This is a genomic window from Sorangium sp. So ce1335 (assembly GCF_051521615.1).
Lineage (GTDB): Bacteria > Myxococcota_A > Polyangia > Polyangiales > Polyangiaceae > Sorangium.
This window is the reverse complement of sequence record NZ_CP150363.1, coordinates 10,657,617-10,679,474: the sequence shown is the minus strand read 5'-3', so window position 1 is coordinate 10,679,474 and position 21,858 is coordinate 10,657,617. Positions and strand designations below refer to the sequence as shown.

The window sequence follows — 21,858 nt, the reverse complement described above, 5'->3', positions numbered from 1 at the left end:
CAGGCGCCGTCACCCGAGCCGTAAATAAGGCTCTCCCCGTCACGCACATCGACGGCGTCTCCCCACCCGCAGCCCAGCGCCGGTCGCGGCGCGTCATCACCGCGTTGCGGCGTCGCCGCTGCATAGCGCCAGCGTACGGACGAAATGTGCCCGCGGCGCGCGCGCCTCGCGTTGACGATCGGCGCTTGACACCGATAGCCTGTCTCGGGACGCGCTTGTACATTCTCGCTTTTCGACCTCTTCACGAAGGGAGCTGCCCGTGAAACGAAGCACCCCGAGGATGCTGCTCGCGGCCCTCGCGCTCTCGAGCGCGGCCGCGTGCTCGGGAGACCGAGCCTCGGACGGATCGAGCGGGGTCGACGACCCCGGCCCCGGCCCCGGCCCCGACCCCGGCGTCCAGTGCGTGCCCGGCGCCACGGCGCCCGGCCCGATGCCGCGGCTGACGCGGCTCACGCACGCGCAATACGACAACACGATCCGGGACCTCTTCGGCAAGGACATGAAGGCCTCGGCGTCGTTCCTCGCGGACCCGGCGTTCGAGGGCTTCACGAACAACGCCAGGGCGCTCACCGTCTCCGACCGCCTCGCCCGCGATTACCGGCGCGCCGCGGAGGCCATCGCGGAGGGCGCCGTGGCCGACCAGGCCGTGCTCGACACGATCCTGCCCTGCGCGCCCGAGGGCGACGGCGCCGCGTGCGCCCGGCGGTTCATCCAGCAGCTCGGCAAGCGCGTCTACCGGCGGCCGCTGTCGGCGGCGCAGGAGGAGGCCTACGTCGCCGCCTTCGCCCGGGGCAACGGCCTGTTCGAGGCGGGCACGCCGTTCGAGCAGGGCGTCCGGCACGTGATCGAGGCGATGCTCCAGTCGCCGCATTTCCTCTACCGCGTCGAGCTCAGCGAGGAGCTCGACGGAGAGCAGATCATCCCGCTGGACGGCTACGAGATCGCGACCCGGCTCTCGTACCTGCTCTGGAACAGCCTGCCCGACGACGCGCTCTTCGAGGCCGCCGAGGGCGGCGCGCTGGCCACGCCCGAGGGCATCGAGGTCGAGGCGCGTCGCATGCTGGCCGATCCCCGGGCGGCGAGCGCCCTGGACGACTTCCACGATCAGTGGCTGCACGTGAGCCGCTACGACGACCTCACGAAGGATCCGGCGCTCTACCCCGATTTCGACGCGGGCGTGTCCTCGGCCATGAAGGCCGAGACACGGCAGTTCATCCGGCACGTCATCCTCGAGATGGAGGCCGACTACGAGGCGCTGATGACCGCGCCCATCGGCTTCGTGAACGACAGGCTCGCCCCGATCTACGGCGTCGAGGGCTCGTTCACGAGCGAGCTCGTGGAGACGCCGCTCGACCCGGGCGAGCGCGCGGGGCTGCTCACGCAGGCCGGCTTCCTGAGCTCGCACGCCTTCTTCAACAAGACGTCCCCCATCCACCGCGGCGTGTTCATCCAGCGCCAGATCCTCTGCGCCGACCTGCCGGATCCGCCGGCGAACATCGACACGGAGCTGCCGCCCATCCAGGGCGAGATCAGGACGACGCGCGATCAGGTCGAGGTGCACACGTCTCCGGCGGCGTGCAGCACGTGCCATGGCCAGATCAACCCGCCCGGCTTCGCGTTCGAGCACTTCGACGCGGTCGGCCGGTACCGCGCGGACGAGGGCGGCGAGCCGATCGACGCGTCCGGCACGATCACGGTCGGGACGACGGAGATACACTTCGACGGCGCGGTCGACCTCGCGACGCAGCTCGCGAAGAGCCCTGTCGCAGAGCGGTGTTATCTGACGAACTGGTACCGCTACGGCAATGCGCGGCAGCTCTCGCCCGAGGACGCGTGCACGATCGAGGAGCTCGACGCGAAGCTCGTGCAGTCCGGGTACAACATCAAGGAGCTGCTCGTCGCGCTCACGCAGACGAAGACGTTCAGGAACCGTGCCGTGGAAGAGGTGGAGCCATGAATCGCAGAACGTTCTTGCGGGGCGCGTGCGGCGTGATGCTCGGCCTGCCGTTCCTCGAATCGCTGCGCCCGCGCGACGCCAAGGCGGATCCGCCGACCGCGCCGCGCCGGTTCATCGCCTTCTTCATGTGCAACGGCGTGAACATGGACCGGTTCTTCCCGAGCACGCAGTACGGCGCGCTGACGGCCGCGTCGTTCGGGTCGGACCGGGCGATCGCGGCGCTCGCCCCGTACCGGGACAGGCTCCTCATCCCGCGGGGCATTCACATGGTGCCGCGCGGCTTCGGGTGGGACATGAGCGCCGGCGACGACCACGCGAAGGGGATAGGGTGCAAGCTCACGGCGCAGCCGCTCGTCCAGGGCAGCCAGTACCCGGCGGGGATCTCGCTCGATCAGTTCATCGCGAACAAGATCAACCCGCCGGGCACGCCCGCGCTGACGCTGATGGTCGGGGCGAAGACGCCCAACGTGCGCGGGCACATCTCGTACACCGGCAGCGAGCAGCCCGTCTCGGGCGAGAACAACCCCTGGCTCGCGTACAAGGACCTGATCGGCGACACGGACCTCGAGGAGGAGGCGCTCGTGCGGCTCGCGAAGCGGCGAGAGAGCGTGCTCGACCTCGTCGGGGCCGAGTACGAGGGCCTGCTCAGGAAGAAGCTGAGCAAGGCCGATCGCGACAAGCTCGACATGCACTTCCAGACGGTGCGCGACCTGGAGGTGGGCATGGGCAACGCGGGGGTCATCCCGCGCGAGCTCCCGCCGGAGCGGGCGACGGAGATCGAGGGGATCGACCCGGCCCGCGTCGCGTTCGACGCCGAGTTCAAGACGATCGGCCGGATGCAGATGGATATCCTCGCGCTGGCGATCGCGACCGGCGCGACGCGCTCGGCGACGCTGCAGTGGGGCTCTGGCGCGCACGGGCCCATCTTCACGTGGGATGGGATGAGCCACGAGTACAACCACCACAAGCTCTCTCACGGCAACACGAAGGACGACGACTCCGGGAGCGCCGTGGACGGCTACGAGGAGATGCTTTACAACATCGATCGCTGGTTCATCGGCGAGTATGTCTATCTGCTCGACCGGCTCGCGGGCTACGACGAGGGCGGGACGTCCGTGCTCGACAACAGCGCCGTCGTGTTCATGAACGAGCTCTCCAACGGGAAGTGGCACGATTTCCGGGACCTGCCGTACATCATCGCGGGGAGCTGCGGCGGCTACTTCAAGACGGGGCAGTACATCAAGGTGACGCGGCAGCGAGACACGGTGCAGGACGAGGACGCGCCGCACAACAAGCTGCTCACGACGCTCGCGAACGCGGTCGGCTGCACCGAGGAGGGCGGGGGGCCGATCAAGAACTTCGGCTCCTTCGGCGAGGAGGGCGAGTTCGACGAGCTCAAGGCCTGAGCGGGCCACGTCCTGGACAGGCGGCGCGGCCCGGCCGTCGCGCCGGAGCGCCGCGCCGCCTGGCACATCCCCTGCAATCCAGCTTCGTCCTTCAAGGAGCGCTGCTCTCATGACGAAGCGACCTTCCCGACGGACATTCCTTCATGCAGTGGGTGCCGGCGTCGCGCTCAGCGCGTGTGCAGGAGGCGCGCAGATGGGGCAAAACGCCACATCGGCGGGCGTCGGTTCCAAGGACCCGCCCGAGGGGGCGGGCGCGCCTGGAGCGCAGGACGTCGAGCTGCCTGCCGGCGGCGTGATGCCCACGAGGCCTCTCGGGCGGACCGGCGTGAACGTGAGCCTCGTGGGCCTCGGCGGCTACCACATGGCGAAGCCGAAGGACGAGCAGGAGAGCATCCGTCTCGTCCGCTTCGCGATCGATCACGGCGTCAACTTCCTCGACAACTGCTGGGATTACCACAAGGGCAGGAGCGAGGAGCTGATGGGCAAGGCGCTCCAGGACGGCTATCGCCAGAAGGCCTTCCTGATGACGAAGCTCGACGGCCGCACGCGCGAGGCTGCCGAGGCGCAGCTCGAGCAGTCGCTGCGGCGGCTGCGCACCGACGTCATCGATCTCGTGCAGATGCACGAGATCATCCGGATGAGCGACCCCGGGCAGATCTACGGGCCGGGCGGCGCGATGGAGGCGCTCGTGGCCGCGAAGAAGGCCGGCAAGATCCGGTTCATCGGCTTCACCGGCCACAAGGACCCGGACATCCACCTGGCCATGCTGCAGGTGGCGGAGCGCCAGGGCGTCCCGCTCGACGCCGTGCAGCTGCCGCTCAACGTCCTGGATCCGCACTACCGCAGCTTCGAGAAGAAGGTGCTCCCGGTGCTGACCGAGCGGGGCATCGCGGTGCTCGGGATGAAGCCGTTCGCGGGCGGGGAGGTCATGAAGACGGGGGCGGTCTCGGCGATCGATTGCCTGCATTACCCGATGAGCCTGCCGACGTCGGTGGTCATCACCGGCTGCGACAGCCTGGGTGTCCTGAAGCAGGCGCTCCGGGCGGCCTACACCTTCCAGCCGCTCAGCGGCGAGCGCGTCTCGGCGATCCTCGCGCGCACGGCGCAGCTCGGGGCGCAGGGGAAGTACGAGCTCTTCAAGACCACGGAGAAGCACGACGGCACGACGCAGAACCCGCACTGGCTGACGACGGCCAAGGTCTGATCCCCGAGCACCTTTGGCCAGGCCGTGGACGGCGCGGACCGAGTCGGCGCGCCCATCATAAAAATACAATTCATTGCGAGCAGCGGGATGCGGCCCCGTTCCACGCCTCGAACGCGGCCGTTCCAGATCGCCGCCTGGCGCTGCTCCGGGTAGCGCAGCATACTCTGGACGTGATTCTTGGGCCGTAGCGGGCGCATTCGTACGCCCGCCTCCGGGCCTGCCGCTCCGGCTGTCCCTTCACCGGCCTCGGCCGGGTGCTCCCATGGGTCTGCTCGGAGACGCCGTCGCCGAGCCGGCCGCGCCGTGATCACAGGCCCTGTCACTCTGATGGTTGACGGTCGCTGGCTCCTGGCGGAGGCGGACTCCGTGGGCGCGGACGATCGTCTGAACAGAATCATGATGTGGAGGCAGAATGAAGAAGAGAGAACTTGGTCATCAGCTCGGTCTCGCGGTGTGCGCGGGCGCCGCGCTCGGCCTCTCCACGGGCTGCTCGATGGAAGGCGCGTCGGACGAGCCGCTCGCGGCGCTAGAGTCGCGCTCGTCTGCCATCATCGGCGGCGAGCTCGCCGAGCCGAGCCCCTGGGCCGTGCAGGTCTTCGACGTGCGCGGGAGCACCGGCGACTTCTACCAGTGCACGGGCACCCTCGTCGCGCCGCGCTGGGTGCTCACGGCGCAGCACTGCCTCGCGGACGAGGGCGAGACGTCGGCGGTGCGCGTCGGCAGCAACACGTACCGCGAGGGCCGGCGCATCGCGGTCGACGCCGTCGAGGTGCCCTCGGCCAGCGTCGACATCGCGCTGCTCCACCTGACCGAGGACGCCGAGGGACCGTTCGTCCAGCTGGCCGAGTCGACGTCGGCCCCGATCGGGAGCACCGCGACGGTCTACGGCTGGGGGAGCGAGGGCACGCCGCGGGTCATGGCGCCGTCGCTCAAGAAGGCGAGCCTCCACATCGATGGCCGGTACTCCGACGAGGAGTTCCAGGCGACCGGCGTGACGGGCTCGCCCTGGAGCGGCGACTCCGGCGGCCCGTGGTTCGTCGACGGGCGTCAGGTCGCCGTGTACGCGGGCTCCATCGGCCAGGACGGCTCGAACCTGGACGCGACGCTCATCGCCTTCGACGTCGCGCGCCACCGCGCGTGGATCGACGCGACGATCGCTGGCGGCCCTACGGTCCACCCCAGCGGCCAGGTCGTGCTCTACGATCTCTCGAACTTCTCCGGCGTCTCGCAGGGCTTCGGGATCGGCCGTTACGACGTCGCGGACCTGACGATCATCGGCAACGACCGCGCGAGCTCGATCAGGGTCCCTGCCGGGCTCCGGGTCACGGTCTTCTTCAACGCCAACTTCGAGGAGGGGGCGTACGTCTTCACCTCGGACACGAACCTCGCGGCCGCGGGCACGAACGGAGTGTCCGTGAGCGCGGACGCGATCATCTCGAGCCTCGTCGTCTCGCACGCCTCGGACCCGCAGCTCGACGTTGTCACCTTCTACGAGCACGCCAACTTCTCGGGCGAATCGTTCGTGTACAGCGTCGGCGGCAACTTCCTCTTCAACGGCCCATGGGACTTTCGGATCAGCTCCGTCCGCGTCCCCCCCGGCTTCAAGCTGACGCTCTACGATGGGTACTTCTGGACTTCGCCGGGGTCACGCGTCTTCACGGCAGACGCGAACCTCGCCCCCCACGACTTCGACGACAAGACCCGGAGCTTCCTCATCGAGCGCTTGTAGGAGCGAGCGCGCGCGGCTCGCGTCGCGCGCCACACGCGCCTGGACGCAGCCGCGCGATCGGTTCGACATACGCCCGGCGCAGGCGCTCTCCCTCGGCGCGCCGCAGCGCCCATCCAAGCCCGGCCCCGCCGAGGCCGAGCGCCAGCGCGACACCCAGCGCGGAGAGGAGCAGGGCTTCCATGAGAGCATGATCGCTCACATGGACTCGCCCGGCCAGGGCGACGCCCGTTCACGCGAGGCGGCCGACGGGCGCCGCGCCGGGGTATCGTCGCCGCCCACGCTCGATCGTCAACAGGTGTTGCGCCAGACGCGGGCCCGGCTGCACCCGGAGCGCATCGCCCGGCGGGAGGACGCGCTCGCGCGAGCGCGCGTGCTGATCGAGGGCTCCCTCGGGCGGCTCGACGAGACCGGCCTCCGGCGGCTGCTTCAGCTCTTCAACGCCGACCACGTCGACGGCCGCGAGGTGAACAATCGCTTCGCCACCGGCCTGGTGATGAGCTCGGGCGAGGACGGCGTTGCTGTGTAGATGCGCCGGTTTGCTGATCACCCGGGCGCAGGCAGATGTGGAGTCTTATAGCGCACCAAAGGTCCGCGACCCCTGCGGCGCCTCACGACGTCTCCCCCGGCGCCACGCGACCAGGGCAAGGCCGAGCAGCGCGGCGAATTGCCAGCGTTCCGACGAAACACGACGGAGACTGCAGGAACAACCCGAACTGCCCTGGTCCGCGGTGCCACCCTCCGCGCCCCCCGATCCACCGGAGCTGCCCTCGGACGCGCCGCCAGTCGCTGCGCTGCCAGTCGCTGCGCCGTCAGTCGATCCGCTGCCAGTCGATCCGCTGCCAGTCGATCCGCTGCCAGTCGACGCGCCGCTTTCCGAAGACGAGACGCTATCGCACAGCTTGCCAGTTCCAGGAGTGGGCGAGCATTCGCCGCCGTCTGGGATGTTTTCACCCGCCGTCCCGGTGAGGCGGAAGTAGATGCCGTACCTGTCTTCGTATCGCTGATAGTGCGGAGTGAACGTCAGCGTGCTATTGGAATCTGTGTTCCGTAGCGTGAATTCCACCGTGCCCGGGGTTTGAACCAAGTTGTTCTCGATGTCGGCGATCCACTCGTTGATCGTGATGCCGTTGTTGATGCCGATGGTGTCTTTGATGGTAACACCAGGGGGAATAGTAGCCTTCTCGGATGCCCACTGAGGCTCCGACAGCATCATCTCCGTGCCGAGACCGGCGCTCAAGACGACCGGTCCGTAGACGAACGCCACCGCATTGGGGTTGTCGGGAAGTCTCGACACCTTCACCTCCATTGGCAGCGTGAGCTCCACCTTGTCTCCGGGCTTCCAGGTGCGACCTACCGTAAGATAGCCGTTCGCCTCCGTTGCGTCGCATGCCTGACCGTTGACGGTGATCGTCACGGGCTGACACCGAGCAACCCAGGAGGGCTTTCTGAAGTTGATCGTGACCGCATCGGCCGGGGCAGCGGTAATCTCGAAAACTGCCTTGTTGGAAAGCGGGAGATCAGAGGTCTGTTTCAACGACAGACCCCGCGCGGTCCAGGTCAACGTCGAGCTGAGGAACATGTTGACGTACAGATCTGTGTCGTCATGGAAGTACAAGCTGTCATTGAGCTTGGTGTAGTTCTCCATGCCGGTTCCGTTGCAGCACCAGAAAGTGTCCTCCGGTTTGCCGAACACCTTGAAATACCCTGTTCCCATGGGCTTGAAGTAGGCCGTCATTCCGTTTGTCGGATTGACGGCAGACATGATTTCGTTGATATGTGCCTGCTCGTAGTAGTCAGCATATTTGACGTCCCCCGTAGCTTTGAAGAGCCCTCTCGTGAGCTTCAGCATGTTGTGCGCGTTGCACGTCTCGTTGTTCACGTTGTCCCTTTGCGCGTCCAGCTGCCTGGGTTCGTGAAAATGCTCGAGTTGGCTATTCCCACCGGTGACATAGGTGTGATCCCTCAGCACGATGGTCCAAAACTGTTCTGCCGCGGTGTAGTAGAAGTTCTCCGTTTCGCCCAGCGTCCGATAGCGGTTCAGGGCGCCGATGAACTTGGGGATTTGCGTATTGGCATGCTTGCCTGGCAGGACGTTGTTGCCTTGAGAAATCGGAGTGAAGAGCGAGTCCTCGTCGAAGATGTGGGCTGCCGCCAGGTGATTGGCGTTGTTCGTCAGCCTGTACAGATCGTACAGGCAGTCGTTCATGCCGCCGTACTCAACGCCCAGGACCTTCCTTCGAAGGTCCGCATTCCAGGTTGAGCTGCGATTGTAGGTCCAGTCCCCCAGCTTGCTCGCGATTTCGAGGGCTGTTGCATTTCCTTCGAGCTCGTAGACGTCGATGAGGCCTGCGATGATCTTGTGCATCGTGTACCATGGCGCCCAGCTGGAGCCGCTGACCTTCCCCTCGATGACGTCGAAATGCGTCTCCGGCGACGCGAACAGGTATCCTTTGGGGCTCGCGTCTTGAAACGATTTCAGTTGACTGATCGTGTAGTCGAGCTTCTGCGCGATGGCGGTGCTTTGCTCCGCGTCGGAGCTCTTGATCTGTTTGTACGCTCGCGCCATGGCGGACATGTAGTGTCCTATCGTGTGCCCGCGCAAAAGGCTCCAGCCACCCTCCCACCCGCCGTAGAGATTGAGGCCCGGCGAATTTCCAGGGTCCTTTCCTTGCGACACTGCCTTGAAGCCCGCCAGAAGTCGGTTGGGGTCGAGGCTCATGATGTACGCGAGCTCTTTCGAAGAGACGTTCTGGTAGTACGCGTCGGTCACGCTCACCTCGTCCAGCTCGAACTCCTGCAGCTTCTCGACGGAGTCCGTGGCGGACGCCACCCCTGGAGTGAGGGCTCCAAGCAGAAGCGAAACAGTCAATGCGGTGGCGCCCGCTAGCGAACGCCGGAACTGCAAGATTCTATTGCTCATGATAGCTCCTTTTAGATCTCGAATGCGTCGTGTCCAGAGAGCTCAAAACGAGACTACGCCGCGCCAGGCAGCGACGAGGCCTCCGCTTTATTCACTCGGCGACCGTCGCACCGTCGCGATCAAGCACTGCCCAGACCGCTCTTCGGGGTTGGTTGAATAGCCATGTGATCTTTGCCGATGGGCTGCATGCTGACGAGGAACGCCGCGCCGCGGGCGAAGAGCATGCCCGCGAGCGTCACCAGGAACGGGGACAGAGAAGACCGACGGATCAGGTGCCCCGTCATCGCGCCGAACGAGACAGACACCGCGAGGCCGATACAGAACGCCGGCGGCGGGGGGTAACCACCGGCTACCAGCGTGCCCACGAGGACCGTCGTGCGCGCGACGACGGAGCCGACCGAGATGTCGATACCCCCGGCAGCATGACGAAGGTCATGCCCACGCACAGAGGCCGTGGGCTGAGAGCAGCGTCTCCGTCACGGCGCTTCCCCTGGTGCGCGTGAAGCCACCGCTCTGGCTCGCGATGATCTTCATGTCCGAAGGTCTCGCGATGGCCTCGGCGACGCCGGTGTTGCGCATCACCGCCACGCCCGCCGACGGCGTGCCCACGAGTGCCCACGAGCTCGATGATGCGCGCGTTGCCGTTCGTCTGCTTTGCGAGCCACTCCTCGCGGGATCAGCCGGCGGCGACGGACGCCGAGCCCAGGATGGCCAGGGACATCCCCCGCGACACGTGGTTTTGAAGGTTCATGCTCCTCGACATGGGTTATGCCGCCCCCGACGGCTGTGATCCGGCCACGTCGCCAGCACCTCCGCATCTCCGAAGGAATCACCTCCGGTGAACAGCACTCGAGATTGCACGACAGCCGCCGAACAAGCGCGGTATGCCGTGTTCTCTGGTGGAGCACCCTCGGCCCGATGCCAATCCCCATCGTTCAGCGATCGCTTCCGCGACGACCGAGCGAACAGAGTTGGTGCAAAAATCGATCAGACGACGAAGGCCTCGGTACGCGTGGCGACCCGAGCAATGCGCAGCAACAAGGACACCCCTGGGCCAAATGTGAACGGTCACATGGCCGCCGTCAATTCGAATCGACAGGTCCCTAAGTATTTCGATCCCGAGGGATTTCGAGGCTGGTGGGGCTCCTCTGCAGCGCCGCGGCAAGAGGGGGCGCCTTACCGCGATCATCGCCGGCCCGATCGATGAGCTCGAAGCCGATCAGCGCATTGGCGACTGGCGCGCGACGCGGCGCGTAGGACCGCATCGCCAGCTCGAGGTCGCGCCGCCGCGCGCCAATCGTGGCGGCGCCGCAGCGCCTGTGTGACCGCGGCCCGATGCCCGCCCCTCTTGACGCGGCGCGCCGGGAGGAGACCTGTCTGTCATCGGGGCGCGAGGGTGGTCGCCGGCGGCCGTTTCGATTTGACATTCGTCATGTGAACGTTCACACTTTGTCTCCGAGTCCCTGCTTCGGCGCTGCCCGGGGCAGGGTCGTCATGTCGAGGCAGGAGCAGCGGCGGAGGCCCGGCCGAGCCCGTTTTTGCGTCTTCCTCCTCGGGCAATCGCACATCATCGCGCTGTGCTTCGGCGCGGCGCTCGTGGTGCGCTGAGCGCGCGGGCCGTGGATGGTCCATCGCAGTCGCCACGAGCGGCCCGTCGGACGAGCCGTTGCTGCATCGCTCGTTCAGGTTCCGGCGGACCGCGCCGCCACCGCGGGGCGGCGGCCCGCGGGGGGCGTGAGCGCACCGCCGCCTCGACCGCCCACGCCGCAGCCCCGCTTCCGTGGACACCCCCGGAAGCACCAGGGGCAGGGATGGGACGGAGGAAGGGGAGGGCGCTCGAGCCCGGGCGGCGGCCGGCGGGTGACCCGATCGGGGATCGGTGTAGACTGCGAGGCCGGAGCTGGGCGATGGGCGGCAAGCTGTTCAACCTACCGAGGATGCCCCGACGCGAGTACCTGGCGCGCGAGGCCGAGGTGCGGCGCACCCTCGACGTCAAGCTGCCGGGGCAGTACCGCGTCCCGCGCTACTACGGCGACAAGCCGGACTTCGGGGACATGGATGTGATCGTCGCGTCGCGTCCGGACTGGGGCGAGGTGCGCGCCGAGATCGCGCGCGACCTCGGGGTGACGCAGACAAAGGCCGTGGGGCACGTGTTCTCGACGGTGTACCGCGGCCTGCAGACCGACTTCTTCCCGGTGCCGGAGCGCTACCTGGAGAGCGCGTACAGCTTCATGTGCTTCAACGACGTGGGGAACTTCATCGGGCGGATGTGCCGGCGCTTCGACCTGAAGTACGGCGAGCGCGGGCTCGCCTACGTGTACCGGCGCGAGGGGGGCAATTACCGGGCAGACCTGGAGGTGACGCGCGATTTCGAGCGGATCTGCGGCTTCCTCGGGCTCGATCACGGAGCGTGGCAGGCGGGGTTCGCGTCGCTGCCGGCGGTGTTCGACTGGGTGATCGCGAGCCCTTATTTCTCGGTGGCGCCCTACCTCGATGAGGGCGAGAGCCCGCTGCGGGAGCGCGCCGGCGTGCGGTCGACCGTGGCGCGGTTCATCGAGCACCTGAGCGCCCGGGGGATCGACAAGCGGCCCGCCCTCGGGGACCGCCGGTCGTACCTGCCCATGATCCTCGCCGCGTTCCCGGAGGCCGATCTCGGCGGGCAGATCGAGCGCGAGCGCGCGGCCGAGGCGCGGCGGGCGCAGATCGACGCGAAGTTCAGCGGGAAGCGGGTGATGCGGCTCGTGCCGGGGCTGGAGGGGAAGGCCCTCGGCGAGCTCATCACGCGGTTCAAGGGATCGTTCGACGACTTCGAGGGATGGCTGCTGGCGACGCCGGAGGAGGAGATCGACCGGCGCATCACCGAGCTCGCCGCGCTCCTCGATGCGGAGCTGCGTCCTCCCGGCTCCTGAAAAAGCAGGAGTCGAAAGGCCCGCCGTCGCGCAACGCGCTGCCGTGGATCGTGGTGGAAGTCAGCGCCGTAGCGTGGAGATCGGCGGGGTCAGCCGCCTCATGCCCCGATAAAGGCCGCCAGCTCGTCAGGCGTGCCCATGGGAAAGGCTTCCTTCGCTTGCCTCGCGGCCGGCCCCCGCCCGAGGCGATCGCTGCCGCGGTCTCGTCGAGCTCGGTGAGCAATGCCCCCGTTCGCTCATGGAGCGCCCGTCCTTCCTCGGTGAGCTTCAGCGTGCGCCCCCCGCGCTCGAAGCGACGCAGGTCGAGGGCGGCCTCCAACCATCCACGTCACCGGCGCGACCGGCACAGCGGGCCGCCACGTCGTCGAACAGCGCGCGAAGCGCGGCGCCGACGTGCGCGCTATCCTACCGCGGCTTCGCCGCCGAGATCGCGACCTCGGTCCCGCGGCCGAGCGAACCTCAACACGCACGACAAGGAACATCCTCATGATCTATTCGAGCGCCACCGTCCCGGTGAACCCGGAAGGCGAGACCGAGCTGACCCGCGCGCAGGCGTGGGAGGGCCTGGTCCTCAAGGCCCGCGACGCCCGCCTGTTCCTCCCGCCCGGCCTCTGCACCCGTTGCGAGGTCGTCGAGGAAAGCGCTTTTTGCATCGTGCGCGAAGCCACGATCGCAGGCGACGACCTGCGCGAGATCATCACGTTCGAGCCGCAGAGCAAGGTCACCTTCTTCCAGGCCACCGGTCCCCGCGAGGGCGCGATCATCAACGAGCTGTTCGAGGACGCCGACGGCAAGCTCCAGCTCCGCTTCTACTGCTACCTCGGCCTGCGCGGCAAAGCGCCGAACGGCCCCGAGGAGCAGGCCGAGCAGGAGACGATGGACGGCGACAAGGGCTACAAGGGCGCCTTGCTGTCGACGCTGAAGCGCACCCGCGAGCTGCTCGCGGAGGGCCGGCTCTGACGAGCCCGCTCCGTTACTTCAGCCGCCGTCTTCAGGTCGGCGACCGTCGACCCCATCCTTGCTTGAAGGAGCGCGAGAGCCCACGCGGCCAAGGTGCGTGTCGCCGAACGCCGTCCCGTACTTGAGCCCGTAGCCCAGCATCCGATCGAAGCCGATGTGCCCGACCCAGATCGCCGCGCCGAGCAGCAGCGCCGGCGAGCCGAGCGCGACCGACGCGACCGCGAGCAGCGCCGGCGCCAGATGGCTGTGCCCCGCGTTGTAGGCCACCGCGCCCACCCGCGGGCCCGCGACGTAGCCGAGCATCGACAGGTCGGGCAGGAGGAACAGCGCCGCGAACCATCCCCAGCTCCCGCCCAGGTGCGCGTAGGCGAGCAGCGCTGCTCCGAGCACGAGCGCGCCCTCGAGGCGCAGGAGCGCGCGCGGCATGCCCCTGGCCCCGCCCGCCGAGACCTCGCCGGTGGGCTGCGGCGCGGGGCGGCGGGCAGAGGGAGCAAGGTCGAGCGCAGGGAGCGTCGCGGCGGTGGTCATGGTCGTTCTCCTCGTCGTGCGTACCGGCGCGGGGGCCGGCGACGTGGAGAGCATGGTCGCTGCGCGGGCTCATGAACATTGTACAAATGCGTCCATCCGCTCATCATCTTTTGATGAGCCCAGCCGAGCCCTCGTGGGACCTCTACGGTGCCTTCCTCGCCGTCATGCGCACCGGCAGCCTCTCCGCCGCCGCGCGTGCCCTCGACGTCGCGCAGCCCACCGTGCGCCGCCAGATCGAGCAGCTCGAGTCGCAGCTCGGCGTCGTGCTCTTCACCCGCGCGCCGAACGGCCTGGTGCCGACCGAGCTCGCGCTTGCCACGCTGCCCTACGCCGAGTCCATCGCCGCGAGCGCGCGCGCCCTCGTGCGCGCCGTGTCGAGCCCCACCGAGGCCGACCGCGGCACCGTGCGCGTCACGTGCAGCGAGGTCGTTGGCGCCGAGGTGCTCCCCCCGATGCTCGCCGCGCTCCGCGTCGCTCACCCGCGCCTCCAGATCGAGCTCGTCGCCACGAATCGCACCGAGGATCTCCTGCGCCGCGACGCCGACGTCGCCGTGCGCATGGCGGAGCCGACGCAGGCCGGCCTGGTGAGGCGCTGCGCCGGGCGCGTCGAGCTCGGCCTCTTCGCCACCCGGGCGTACCTCGCGGCGCACGCTGCCCCGACGTCGCTCGCGGGGCTCGTGCCGGACCACGCCCTCGTCGGCGCCGACGGCTCCCGCGCCATCATCGACGCGCTCGCCGCCGCCGGGCTCGTCACCACGCCGCGCGATTATGCGTTCCGCAGCGACAGCGACGTCGCGAAGCTCGCCGCGGTGCGCGCCGGCCTCGGCATCGGGGTGTGCCAGCTCCCGCTCAGCCGGCGGCCGGTGCCGCTCGTGCGCGTGCTGCCCGCGCTCGCCTTCCACCTGGACGTCTGGGTCGTCATGCACGAGGATCTGCGCGCCGTGCGCCGCGTCCGCCTCGTCTTCGAGCTCCTCGTCGCGCAGCTCGGTGCCTATGCGACCCAGGCACGCGCAACACGGCCGGCGGCGAAGGCCCGGCCGCCGGGCACGCGGGGAAGCCGGAGCCCGAAGGGCTCACCCACAAGCGCTCCCAAGCAGGCAGGATAACGGGTCTTTGATGCCGACGCACGAGCCGTCGACGCACGCGGCGCGCCCCGTCATGTGCTGCTCGCTGCTGCAGTGGGGCTCCGCCGGGAGTTGCCCTCGAGCCTGCCCTCACCGATGCCGTCGAGCTTGCAGCCGCCGCGCGGGCGCGCCCCTTCACTGCGCCGGCGTCTCGCCCTCTCCGTCGTCGAAGAACTCCATCCCCTCGTAGGGCTTCTCGTGGCACGACGCGAGGCGCGTCCGGAGGTCGCCGACGTGGATCTCGAGCTTGTGTCGGTCCGGGTCCTCGAAGTAGAGCGACGCCCCTTCGGAGAGGTTCTCTTTCCAGATCCGGGCTCCGCTCAGGCGAATGGCCTCTTTCAGGGAGGCGAAGCCCTGGGCGTTGACCGAGAGCGCGAGGTGCGAGTCGTCGACCTGCGGCGCGGCGCGCGCGTCCAGCTCCAGACAGAGCCAGAGCGTCCCCAGCTCGAGATACGCGCCCCTGGCCCACTGCGCTCGCCGCCTTCCGCCGAGCACCTGGACGTAGAAATTCACGGCCCGGTCGAGGTCTCGCACCGCGAGGGTCACGTGGTTGATGCCGCCGATCGCCATGGCTCCGGCAGCTTACGGGATGACGGGCTCGTACGGGTGTGCCGGCTTGAGGGAACGGGAGCGGGTTCGGGGCGGAGCGCTCGCGGGCGTCGAAGATCGCGGCACGCGGCACGGGGTCGAGGGCGCTGCGCGGCCCAGACCGATGCCGACGTCTGCGGTAAGCGCAATTGTTCGTCCTCGCAGCATTGCGAGGGCACCCCGGCGACCTGTTCCGAGATCGCCCTCGAGGACTGCCGCGGCGTGCCGAGTTGCCGCGTCGAGCCGTGCTCGGCGGGGCATCTTTCCGCTCCACGAACGCCCGGCCGAGCGAAATAGAAATACGTTCACGGACCCGCGGGCATTCCAGGGATGAGGGAGCGGCGGCAAGCCCGGGCATCCGAGGGCGTTCCGAGCGGCAGCCGGGCGTAACCGTCCATCGAGGTAGGGGAATTGCGACCATGTCGAAACGCATGAACCGAAGAATTTTCCTCCGGGGGCTGGGCGGAGCGTGCGTCGCGGCGCCGTTCCTCGGCTCGATCTTCGACCGCACCGTGATGGCTCAGCCGGCCACGCCGCCGAAGCGGTTGATCGTGATGTACACGCACTATGGCTGCATCACGACGCGGTGGTTCCCGAAGAAGTCGCACGGCCCGCTCACCGCCGCGGACCTCCAGTCGACGACGCTCAAGCACCTGGCGCCGTACGTCGACAAGCTCCTCATGCCCCGAGGCATCCGGGCGATGAACGAGTGGACGGCGACGCTGGCGCGGGGGCAGGGGAACGATCGCCACACGCAGGTGAACGGGTCGTACTTCACGTGCCACCCGGTCACGCCCAACAGCGACGACCCGTTCAGCTTCGCCCAGGAGACGAAGTTCAAGGCCATGCCGACCGGTCCCTCGCTGGACCACGTCATCGCACGACAGCTCAGCCCGCAAGGCACTCCGTTGCTCTTGAACACGGGTGGCCAGTACGATAACTCTCAGTCGGCGATCTCCTACTCCGCCGCCGAGACCCTCTTCAGGGGCCTCGACGCGTCGCAGGCCTTCAGCAGCCTCACGGGCCTCTTCGAGGCGGGGAAGCCGCCGTCTCCGGACACCTACGCGGCGATGCGCGGCAAGAGCATCCTCGACATCGTGAAGGATGATCTGCAGACGCTCGAGCGGTTCGACATGAGCCGTGCCGACAAGCAGAAGCTCGCTGCCTGGAAGGAGCTCCTCAGCTCGACAGGAAACGTGGTGGCTTCCGCGCAGTGCGACACGTCCCTCGCCACGGCGCTCGGCGTGACGCAAGAAAACATCGACCTGGTGAGCGCCACGAGCCTCCCGGACAAGCTGACGCAGCCAATCTCGGACAGCATGGACGCAGCGGACCTCTATTCGAGCCTCGCCGTGCTTGCGGCGGCGTGCAACGCGAACCCCGTCATCTTCCTGAAGTACCCCGGGAACTACACCTTCAAGGGGCTCGGCCTGACGCAGGAGAGCGCGGGCCTCTCGAGTCGCCTGGAGAGCGCGGGCATGATCGGCGCCTGCGTCCCCGGTGTGATCGACATGCTCCTCACGATCGACGACTACTATGCGAGGAAGTTCGCCTACCTCGTCGGGCAGCTGAACGGTATCGACGAGGGCGACGGGACGCTCCTCGACAACTGCGCGGCCGTCTGGTTCCAGGACGTGTCGGACGGCTGCGCCCGCAACCTCAACAACCTGCCGATCGTCCAGGTCGGCAGCGCCGGCGGCTATTTCAAGACCGGCTGGGCCGTGAACGTCGATGACGGCTCGCCCGATCTCACGACCGGCAACAGCGAGATCTCGTGTGCCGACGGCACGCCGGACCAGGTCGACGGGATGTCCCAGGAGACGGGGACCGATCCGTCGCTCGCCAACGCGCCGATCAACAAGTACTTCTGCAACTTGATGAACGCTCTCGGGGTCAAGGCAGGCGCGGATGGTTTCCCGGCGCGGGGCGGTTCGGAGCCGGTGACCCACTTCGGCATGTACGACCGGACGGAAGACTTCATCGGTGGCGGGACCAATCCCCCCACCATCCACGATCCAGGCGAGTTCGCCGCGCTCAGGGCGAGCTCCTGAGCGGTCTCGTTCCCGAGCCTGTCGGACGCTCCGGTTTCCTGAATCGCTGGCGTGGAGCTCGCCCGCGCCCGCGCAACGTCCCGCCGAATCTGCGGGGGCGAAGCGTCGCGATCTGGTGCTTTGCCCGGGATTCAGGGAGACGTGACGACCGATCGCCCCCCTTCAGAAGCCATGGACCCAACGGGGGCCCAACCGCAGAGCCCCGGACCTGTTGACCTCGCGCCGGCTGGCCCGTCGCCACGGGGCGCCGTGATCGCCTCGCTTGCCGAGACGCTCACCCGCGCCCTCGCGCGTGGGGACGAGGAGGCGGTCCGGGTCGTTCATGAGGCGATCGGTCGGCTGCTCGGCCTGGCGCCAGCACCGAAGGCGCGAGCGCGGATCGACCAGGCGCCCAGGTAAGATAGATGCAGGGATCCGCGGAGGACGGGCCACCTCGTGGTCGAGGATCGGGGCGACCCGCCTCGTCCGCCGCGCGCGCGAGACCCCCGCCGCCTGCTTCGAGCGGCGCGCCGCCGAGGGCGACGCCTCGCTCGAGAACGGCAGCCCGCAAATTTTTGAGCGTCATTGGGATCTTTCGTGGGCATCGAGATACTCGATGGGCGTCGCTACCCATTCCAGTCTGCCCGTGCTAGCGACTGTTCTGCCGATGCCTGGATTGAACCGGGTCGGTGTCAACCAACTCAAGAAGAAGGTTGCGATGATCATCAAAGATACGATCCAAAAAATGCTGGACAGCTTGCCGGACCCCGTTCCGAACTTGCTTACCCCTGACCAGGCGGCGCTCGTGCAGAGCTGCGTGATCTCGCTCAAGGAAGTGGCCCAGCAACGGCGCTGGAGAATGGTGATGAGACTTACGACCGCGAACACGACCCTTGGCCACAAGACCATGCTGGAGTACCTCGAATCCGCCGATGACCTTCACTGCATGGCCTCCGCGGCACAGGATCTGCAGCTGTACAAGGACCAGCTCGTCGTCGGCTGATCGCTCGCCGTGAGCCGCTCCTCCGTCGCCACACGAGGATGCTCAATCCGGGCAGCGCCATGGCTTCGCACGGAAATTCGAGCTCGTCCCGCCCCGCAGGCGCACCGCATTCACCTCGTCCTCGACAACCTGAATACGCACACCCTGGCCACGCTCATCAAAACCTTCGGGACCGAGCGAGGCCGTGCGCGCGCCTCGTGCTTCGCGTTTCACCACACGCCCGAGCACGCGAGCTGGCTCAACGCCGCGGAGATCGAAGCCAGCCTCGTGTCCAGGGAGTGCCTCGGTCGCAACCGCATCCCAGCCCTCGCCGAGCTACGCCGCCGCGTCCGGCAGTGGAACGCAGCCGCGGACCGGGCTCGTCGCAAGATCAACCGGACCTTCGCCGTCCGCGACGCCGAGCGGGTTTTCGGATCCGACGGGTTCAACAGAATCTGGCCGTGATCTCGACCTCGGTCGAGGGCGCGTCTCCCCGGTGGGCATCGCTTCAGTTCGGGACCGGCACGAACTCCTTGCATGCATCCCGGATCGCGGTGAGGGCGTTCGTGAGGCCGTCCTCGAGGCGTCCTTCGCACAGATCCCAGAAGAAGCCGCGCTCGTCGGCGGTGAACGTGTCCGCGATCGCCTGCAGGGTGCTGGCCTGCTCCGCGCTCCCGTAGGCCCCCTCGCAGGCGCTCCGCCCGCCGATGCCGAGGAACACGACGTTCCTGGCGTCACCCTTCGCGGCGACGATGCGATCGTGCAGCGCTTGCGGCGGCTGGGACGGCACGGGCTGCTCGTCCTCGTCGGTGATCGCCACCACCACCAGCAATGCGTCCTGGCGGAGGAAGCCCGCGTTGTCGCCGGTCGAGAACGGCGCCTCCAGCGAGGCGGCGATCGCGGACACCGGCTGCTCGTCGTCGTCCTCGCCGCTGCACTGGGCGTCGCCCGAGTAGATATCTGCGGCGCACCCGAACTCGCCCGTGATGTTTGTGCTCGAGCTATCCATCCACGGCTTTCCGCTCTGGAACGAGCAGTCTTCCGCGGAGGCGCCGCGTGGATGGAAATTCGCGGGAAGGGGGCAGGCGTCCAGCACGGCCGCGCGGAAGTCCGTGAGGCCCTCGATGTCGAGCAGCGCCTGCGCGAAGGCCGGGAACACGATTTCCCTCAGCGATTCCTTCTCTTCGTGCATGCTCCTGGAGTTGTCGACCGCGAACACGACGTCGATGTGCTCGCAACCCGTGCTGCCCTCGCCGTGGCTTCCTGTCCCGCCGTTCGCTCCGTCGACGCCGGCGCCGAGGATGCCGCCTCCCTGCCCGCCGAAGGTGTCGCCGCCCTGCCCCGGGGCTCCCCCGCCGGTGAACCCGCCGCCCGAGGCGTCAGGCGAGCCGATGTCCTGGCCGCTCCCCGAGTCCCCGCCGCACCCGGCGAGACCCATCATCCCTGCGCAGAGCGCCGCGCACCATGCCCTGAGATCCATGCTGTACTCCTTCTCCTTCGGGGTGGAGAGCTGCGTGACCCCGCGCTCACTTGAGTTGTTGCTGCAGCTCCGGGAGGCGCTCTTGCCACCAGGCGCTCAGGGTGGAAACCGCCTCGGCGGCGCCGTCGGCGAGGGCGGGGTCGGCGTCGATGGCCGCAGCGGCGACGCTGAGGACGCGGTCGAGCTCGGCCTCCACGAAGGACGCCGTGATCTTCTCGTCGAGGATTTGCTGGACGATGGCGAGGTAGTCCGCCTCCCAGTGGCTGAAGAACGCGTCGGTAAAGGCGGTGGTGCCGCCGGGCACGCTGTCGTTGATGATGTCCACCGAAGCCGACATGGTGGTGTCGAGATCCCAGGGGAAGTAGGTGCGCTTCCCGTCGATGGAATCGTAATGGTAGTAGTTGTTGTCCTTGTAGAGCAGGCCGTCCGTGTTGCCGATGATGGCGTTGACGGCGCCCAGGCGATGCATCTGCGGGATGTCGACGCGCGTGGGCAGCTGCTCGGCCAGCGTGGCGTCGTCAGGGCTGGCACAGCCGCCCTTCCGCAGGAAGCAGTACCAGGCCTCGTGCGGATTCTCGACGCCGTCGTTTTCGTGCGTCTTCAAGCCGTCGCCGTCGCCGCCGGACTTCTTGTAGAGCCAGCCGCCGTTTTCGCCCAGCCGATCCTGAAGGAAGCGTTTGTCGATCTGTTCGACATGCACGTACACCATCGCCGGGCCGCCGTTGATGCTGATCTTGGCCAGCGCGCTGCGGCTGGCCATGACGCCCGCTGCGCGCATGAAGCGCCAGCCGAGATGCTCCGCGATCACGTCGCGCGGCGTGGCATCGTCCTGATGGGAGCCGGAGCTCGTGCCGTTGTCGAACCCCAGCTTCTTCAAGCCGTGGAACGATTGCCCGGCGACCGTCGCATCCAGCTCGACCTTGAGGCCCACCTTCGTGGCGCCTCCCGAGCGCTTGCGCTCGATGGCGACCTGCATGGGCGCACCGCGGTTGCAGCTGAATTCCCCGGGGAAGGAGAGCGAGAACGTGGTGTCGGCGAGGATGGCGGCGTAATCGTCGGCCGCCATCGTGATGGCGTACTCCAGCACCTGATCGGGGTTGAACACGCCGGGGCAGCCGGTGTCCGTGTCCAGCGAGGATGTGCCGCCGCCACCGATGCCCGTGCCGCCACCGACGCCTGTGCCGGCAGCGTCGCCCGTGCCGGAAGCGTTGCCCGTACCGGAAGCGTTGCCCGCGCCGGCGCCATCGCCCGCGCCGGCGCCGTTGCCGCCGCTGCCGGCACCGCTGTCGCCAACGCCACCGATGCCCGTGCCGGCACCGCTGCCGCCGCTGTCGGCATCACTGCCGCTGCTGCCGCAACCGACCATGGCGATGCTCGACGCCGCCATCATGATGAAGCCAAGGAATCGATCCATTCCATATCTCCTTCGAATACACTTCCCGATGTTGCGGTAGCGGGTGTCGGTCATGGTCACACCGCGGATGCTGCTGGTGCAGGGCAGGGGAGGGGACGGCGCGTCCCGGTCCACCCCAAGGGACCGCCTCCGCCCCGGGACGGCTCACCGGAGCGAACCGAGACGATCCGTGAGCCGTCTCGGACCCCTGCCGGTCGACGGCGCCCCCGGACGACGCCGCCGAGCCCGCGACGGCGGACGCTGGCGTCTTCACAGGCGGTTCGTTGGGCCGCGCCGGAAGACGACCCGGCCAAGCGTCAGTCGGAACCCACTGAAATGATGTACATTTCTGCCGATGACGCCTCGGCGCCGGAGAGGTCCTCGCAGAACGTCTCGACGAGGTGTTGTGCTCGAGCGTCGGCGTGCGCCCCGTCGTGCCCCGAGGGCGCCGCCGCGCAGGAGCGCCGCGAGCCGCCGGGACGGCACGCCCTCGCGCCGGAGCTCCCTCCCGCTCCGCGCTGCCTCCGCGTGGCTGTCCGTAACACTGATGCCAGAACAGTGATGCCAGGCGACCACACCCACCCTGCCGCCGCCCATCGCTCCCCGCATCCCCGAACACCGCGCCTCCCGGGCGCGCCGCGCGTCCCC

Annotated in this window: 18 protein-coding genes and 1 pseudogene; 11 read left to right on the top strand and 8 right to left on the bottom strand. The window is 68.1% G+C overall.

What is annotated here, in order from left to right; genetic code table 11:
* The first annotated feature begins 259 nt into the window (after nt 1-259).
* From WMF24_RS39970 to WMF24_RS39950, 5 genes are all read left to right on the top strand, one after another.
* Nucleotides 260-1,957, top strand: a complete 1,698-nt coding sequence (locus tag WMF24_RS39970; protein ID WP_437732714.1) for a DUF1592 domain-containing protein — start codon at nt 260-262, stop codon at nt 1,955-1,957.
* Nucleotides 1,954-3,363 (top strand): DUF1552 domain-containing protein, encoded by a 1,410-nt coding sequence (locus WMF24_RS39965; RefSeq protein WP_437732713.1) that lies wholly within the window; start codon nt 1,954-1,956, stop codon nt 3,361-3,363. The genes WMF24_RS39970 and WMF24_RS39965 overlap by 4 nt, the downstream gene beginning before the upstream one ends.
* Nucleotides 3,364-3,556: 193 nt before the next feature.
* On the top strand, nt 3,557-4,567 hold the full coding sequence (locus WMF24_RS39960) for an aldo/keto reductase (RefSeq protein ID WP_437732712.1): 1,011 nt from the start codon (nt 3,557-3,559) through the stop codon (nt 4,565-4,567).
* Between the two features lie 412 nt (nt 4,568-4,979).
* Complete coding sequence (locus WMF24_RS39955; RefSeq protein ID WP_437732711.1) at nt 4,980-6,296, top strand: trypsin-like serine protease; 1,317 nt, start codon at nt 4,980-4,982, stop codon at nt 6,294-6,296.
* A 199-nt stretch (nt 6,297-6,495) separates the two neighbouring features.
* The gene (locus tag WMF24_RS39950) at nt 6,496-6,822 is read left to right on the top strand and encodes a hypothetical protein (RefSeq protein WP_437732710.1); all 327 of its coding nucleotides are present in this window, start codon (nt 6,496-6,498) and stop codon (nt 6,820-6,822) included.
* Nucleotides 6,823-6,867: 45 nt separating this feature from the next.
* On the opposite strand, the gene WMF24_RS39945 is transcribed toward WMF24_RS39950, so the two are convergent.
* The 3 genes from WMF24_RS39945 to WMF24_RS39935 all read right to left on the bottom strand — a co-directional run bounded on the left by WMF24_RS39945 (nt 6,868) and on the right by WMF24_RS39935 (nt 9,825).
* Entirely contained in the window at nt 6,868-9,216 is a 2,349-nt protein-coding gene (locus WMF24_RS39945) for a beta-L-arabinofuranosidase domain-containing protein (protein ID WP_437732709.1), read from the bottom strand.
* A gap of 119 nt (nt 9,217-9,335) precedes the next feature.
* The gene (locus WMF24_RS39940) at nt 9,336-9,581 is read right to left on the bottom strand and encodes a hypothetical protein (protein WP_437732708.1); all 246 of its coding nucleotides are present in this window, start codon (nt 9,579-9,581) and stop codon (nt 9,336-9,338) included.
* A 67-nt stretch (nt 9,582-9,648) separates the two neighbouring features.
* Nucleotides 9,649-9,825 carry a hypothetical protein gene (locus tag WMF24_RS39935; RefSeq protein WP_437732707.1) on the bottom strand — a complete coding sequence of 59 codons (177 nt, stop codon included), beginning with the start codon at nt 9,823-9,825 and terminating at the stop codon, nt 9,649-9,651.
* Nucleotides 9,826-11,153: 1,328 nt separating this feature from the next.
* On the opposite strand from WMF24_RS39935, the gene WMF24_RS39930 reads away from it, so the two are divergent.
* Nucleotides 11,154-12,125, top strand: coding sequence for a hypothetical protein (locus WMF24_RS39930; RefSeq protein WP_437732706.1), 972 nt, complete (start codon nt 11,154-11,156; stop codon nt 12,123-12,125).
* A 139-nt stretch (nt 12,126-12,264) separates the two neighbouring features.
* On the opposite strand, the pseudogene WMF24_RS39925 reads toward WMF24_RS39930, so the two are convergent.
* Nucleotides 12,265-12,444, bottom strand: a pseudogene (locus WMF24_RS39925) (LysR family transcriptional regulator); the annotation flags it as partial.
* 167 nt (nt 12,445-12,611) lie between these two features.
* Between WMF24_RS39925 and WMF24_RS39920 the strand changes: the two are divergent.
* Complete coding sequence (locus WMF24_RS39920; RefSeq protein WP_437732705.1) at nt 12,612-13,085, top strand: AtaL-like protein; 474 nt, start codon at nt 12,612-12,614, stop codon at nt 13,083-13,085.
* A gap of 18 nt (nt 13,086-13,103) precedes the next feature.
* Here the strand turns inward: WMF24_RS39920 and WMF24_RS39915 are convergent, their stop codons facing one another.
* Nucleotides 13,104-13,613, bottom strand: coding sequence for a DUF4260 domain-containing protein (locus tag WMF24_RS39915; RefSeq protein WP_437732704.1), 510 nt, complete (start codon nt 13,611-13,613; stop codon nt 13,104-13,106).
* A 113-nt stretch (nt 13,614-13,726) separates the two neighbouring features.
* Here WMF24_RS39915 and WMF24_RS39910 point away from each other — a divergent pair, with 113 nt between their 5' ends.
* Nucleotides 13,727-14,719, top strand: coding sequence for a LysR family transcriptional regulator (locus tag WMF24_RS39910; RefSeq protein WP_437732703.1), 993 nt, complete (start codon nt 13,727-13,729; stop codon nt 14,717-14,719).
* 153 nt (nt 14,720-14,872) lie between these two features.
* Here the strand turns inward: WMF24_RS39910 and WMF24_RS39905 are convergent, their stop codons facing one another.
* Complete coding sequence (locus WMF24_RS39905) at nt 14,873-15,307, bottom strand: fosfomycin resistance glutathione transferase (RefSeq protein ID WP_437732702.1); 435 nt, start codon at nt 15,305-15,307, stop codon at nt 14,873-14,875.
* A gap of 449 nt (nt 15,308-15,756) precedes the next feature.
* On the opposite strand from WMF24_RS39905, the gene WMF24_RS39900 reads away from it, so the two are divergent.
* The 3 genes from WMF24_RS39900 (at nt 15,757) to WMF24_RS39890 (ending at nt 18,802) form a co-directional block, all read left to right on the top strand.
* On the top strand, nt 15,757-17,376 hold the full coding sequence (locus WMF24_RS39900) for a DUF1552 domain-containing protein (RefSeq protein WP_437732701.1): 1,620 nt from the start codon (nt 15,757-15,759) through the stop codon (nt 17,374-17,376).
* 322 nt (nt 17,377-17,698) lie between these two features.
* Nucleotides 17,699-18,358: a hypothetical protein gene (locus WMF24_RS39895; protein WP_437732700.1), complete on the top strand. Its 660-nt coding sequence runs from the start codon at nt 17,699-17,701 to the stop codon at nt 18,356-18,358.
* A gap of 9 nt (nt 18,359-18,367) precedes the next feature.
* Nucleotides 18,368-18,802, top strand: coding sequence for a transposase (locus tag WMF24_RS39890; RefSeq protein WP_437732699.1), 435 nt, complete (start codon nt 18,368-18,370; stop codon nt 18,800-18,802).
* Nucleotides 18,803-18,845: 43 nt separating this feature from the next.
* On the opposite strand, the gene WMF24_RS39885 is transcribed toward WMF24_RS39890, so the two are convergent.
* Together WMF24_RS39885 and WMF24_RS39880 are read right to left on the bottom strand one after the other, a co-directional pair.
* Nucleotides 18,846-19,817 carry a hypothetical protein gene (locus tag WMF24_RS39885; protein ID WP_437732698.1) on the bottom strand — a complete coding sequence of 324 codons (972 nt, stop codon included), beginning with the start codon at nt 19,815-19,817 and terminating at the stop codon, nt 18,846-18,848.
* A 46-nt stretch (nt 19,818-19,863) separates the two neighbouring features.
* Nucleotides 19,864-21,231, bottom strand: a complete 1,368-nt coding sequence (locus WMF24_RS39880; RefSeq protein ID WP_437732697.1) for a CotH kinase family protein — start codon at nt 21,229-21,231, stop codon at nt 19,864-19,866.
* Nucleotides 21,232-21,858 lie beyond the last annotated feature (627 nt).

Coding starts and splice junctions, on each gene's coding strand:
- WMF24_RS39900 (WP_437732701.1), top strand. CDS start 15,757: ATGAACCGAAGAATTTTCCTCCGGGGGCTGGGCGGAGCGTGCGTCGCG.
- WMF24_RS39950 (WP_437732710.1), top strand. CDS start 6,496: ATGGACTCGCCCGGCCAGGGCGACGCCCGTTCACGCGAGGCGGCCGAC.
- WMF24_RS39960 (WP_437732712.1), top strand. CDS start 3,557: ATGGGGCAAAACGCCACATCGGCGGGCGTCGGTTCCAAGGACCCGCCC.
- WMF24_RS39945 (WP_437732709.1), bottom strand. CDS start 9,216: ATGAGCAATAGAATCTTGCAGTTCCGGCGTTCGCTAGCGGGCGCCACC.
- WMF24_RS39910 (WP_437732703.1), top strand. CDS start 13,727: ATGAGCCCAGCCGAGCCCTCGTGGGACCTCTACGGTGCCTTCCTCGCC.
- WMF24_RS39880 (WP_437732697.1), bottom strand. CDS start 21,231: ATGGATCGATTCCTTGGCTTCATCATGATGGCGGCGTCGAGCATCGCC.
- WMF24_RS39965 (WP_437732713.1), top strand. CDS start 1,954: ATGAATCGCAGAACGTTCTTGCGGGGCGCGTGCGGCGTGATGCTCGGC.
- WMF24_RS39920 (WP_437732705.1), top strand. CDS start 12,612: ATGATCTATTCGAGCGCCACCGTCCCGGTGAACCCGGAAGGCGAGACC.
- WMF24_RS39905 (WP_437732702.1), bottom strand. CDS start 15,307: ATGGCGATCGGCGGCATCAACCACGTGACCCTCGCGGTGCGAGACCTC.
- WMF24_RS39895 (WP_437732700.1), top strand. CDS start 17,699: ATGAGGCGATCGGTCGGCTGCTCGGCCTGGCGCCAGCACCGAAGGCGC.
- WMF24_RS39885 (WP_437732698.1), bottom strand. CDS start 19,817: ATGGATCTCAGGGCATGGTGCGCGGCGCTCTGCGCAGGGATGATGGGT.
- WMF24_RS39955 (WP_437732711.1), top strand. CDS start 4,980: ATGAAGAAGAGAGAACTTGGTCATCAGCTCGGTCTCGCGGTGTGCGCG.
- WMF24_RS39930 (WP_437732706.1), top strand. CDS start 11,154: ATGCCCCGACGCGAGTACCTGGCGCGCGAGGCCGAGGTGCGGCGCACC.
- WMF24_RS39915 (WP_437732704.1), bottom strand. CDS start 13,613: ATGACCACCGCCGCGACGCTCCCTGCGCTCGACCTTGCTCCCTCTGCC.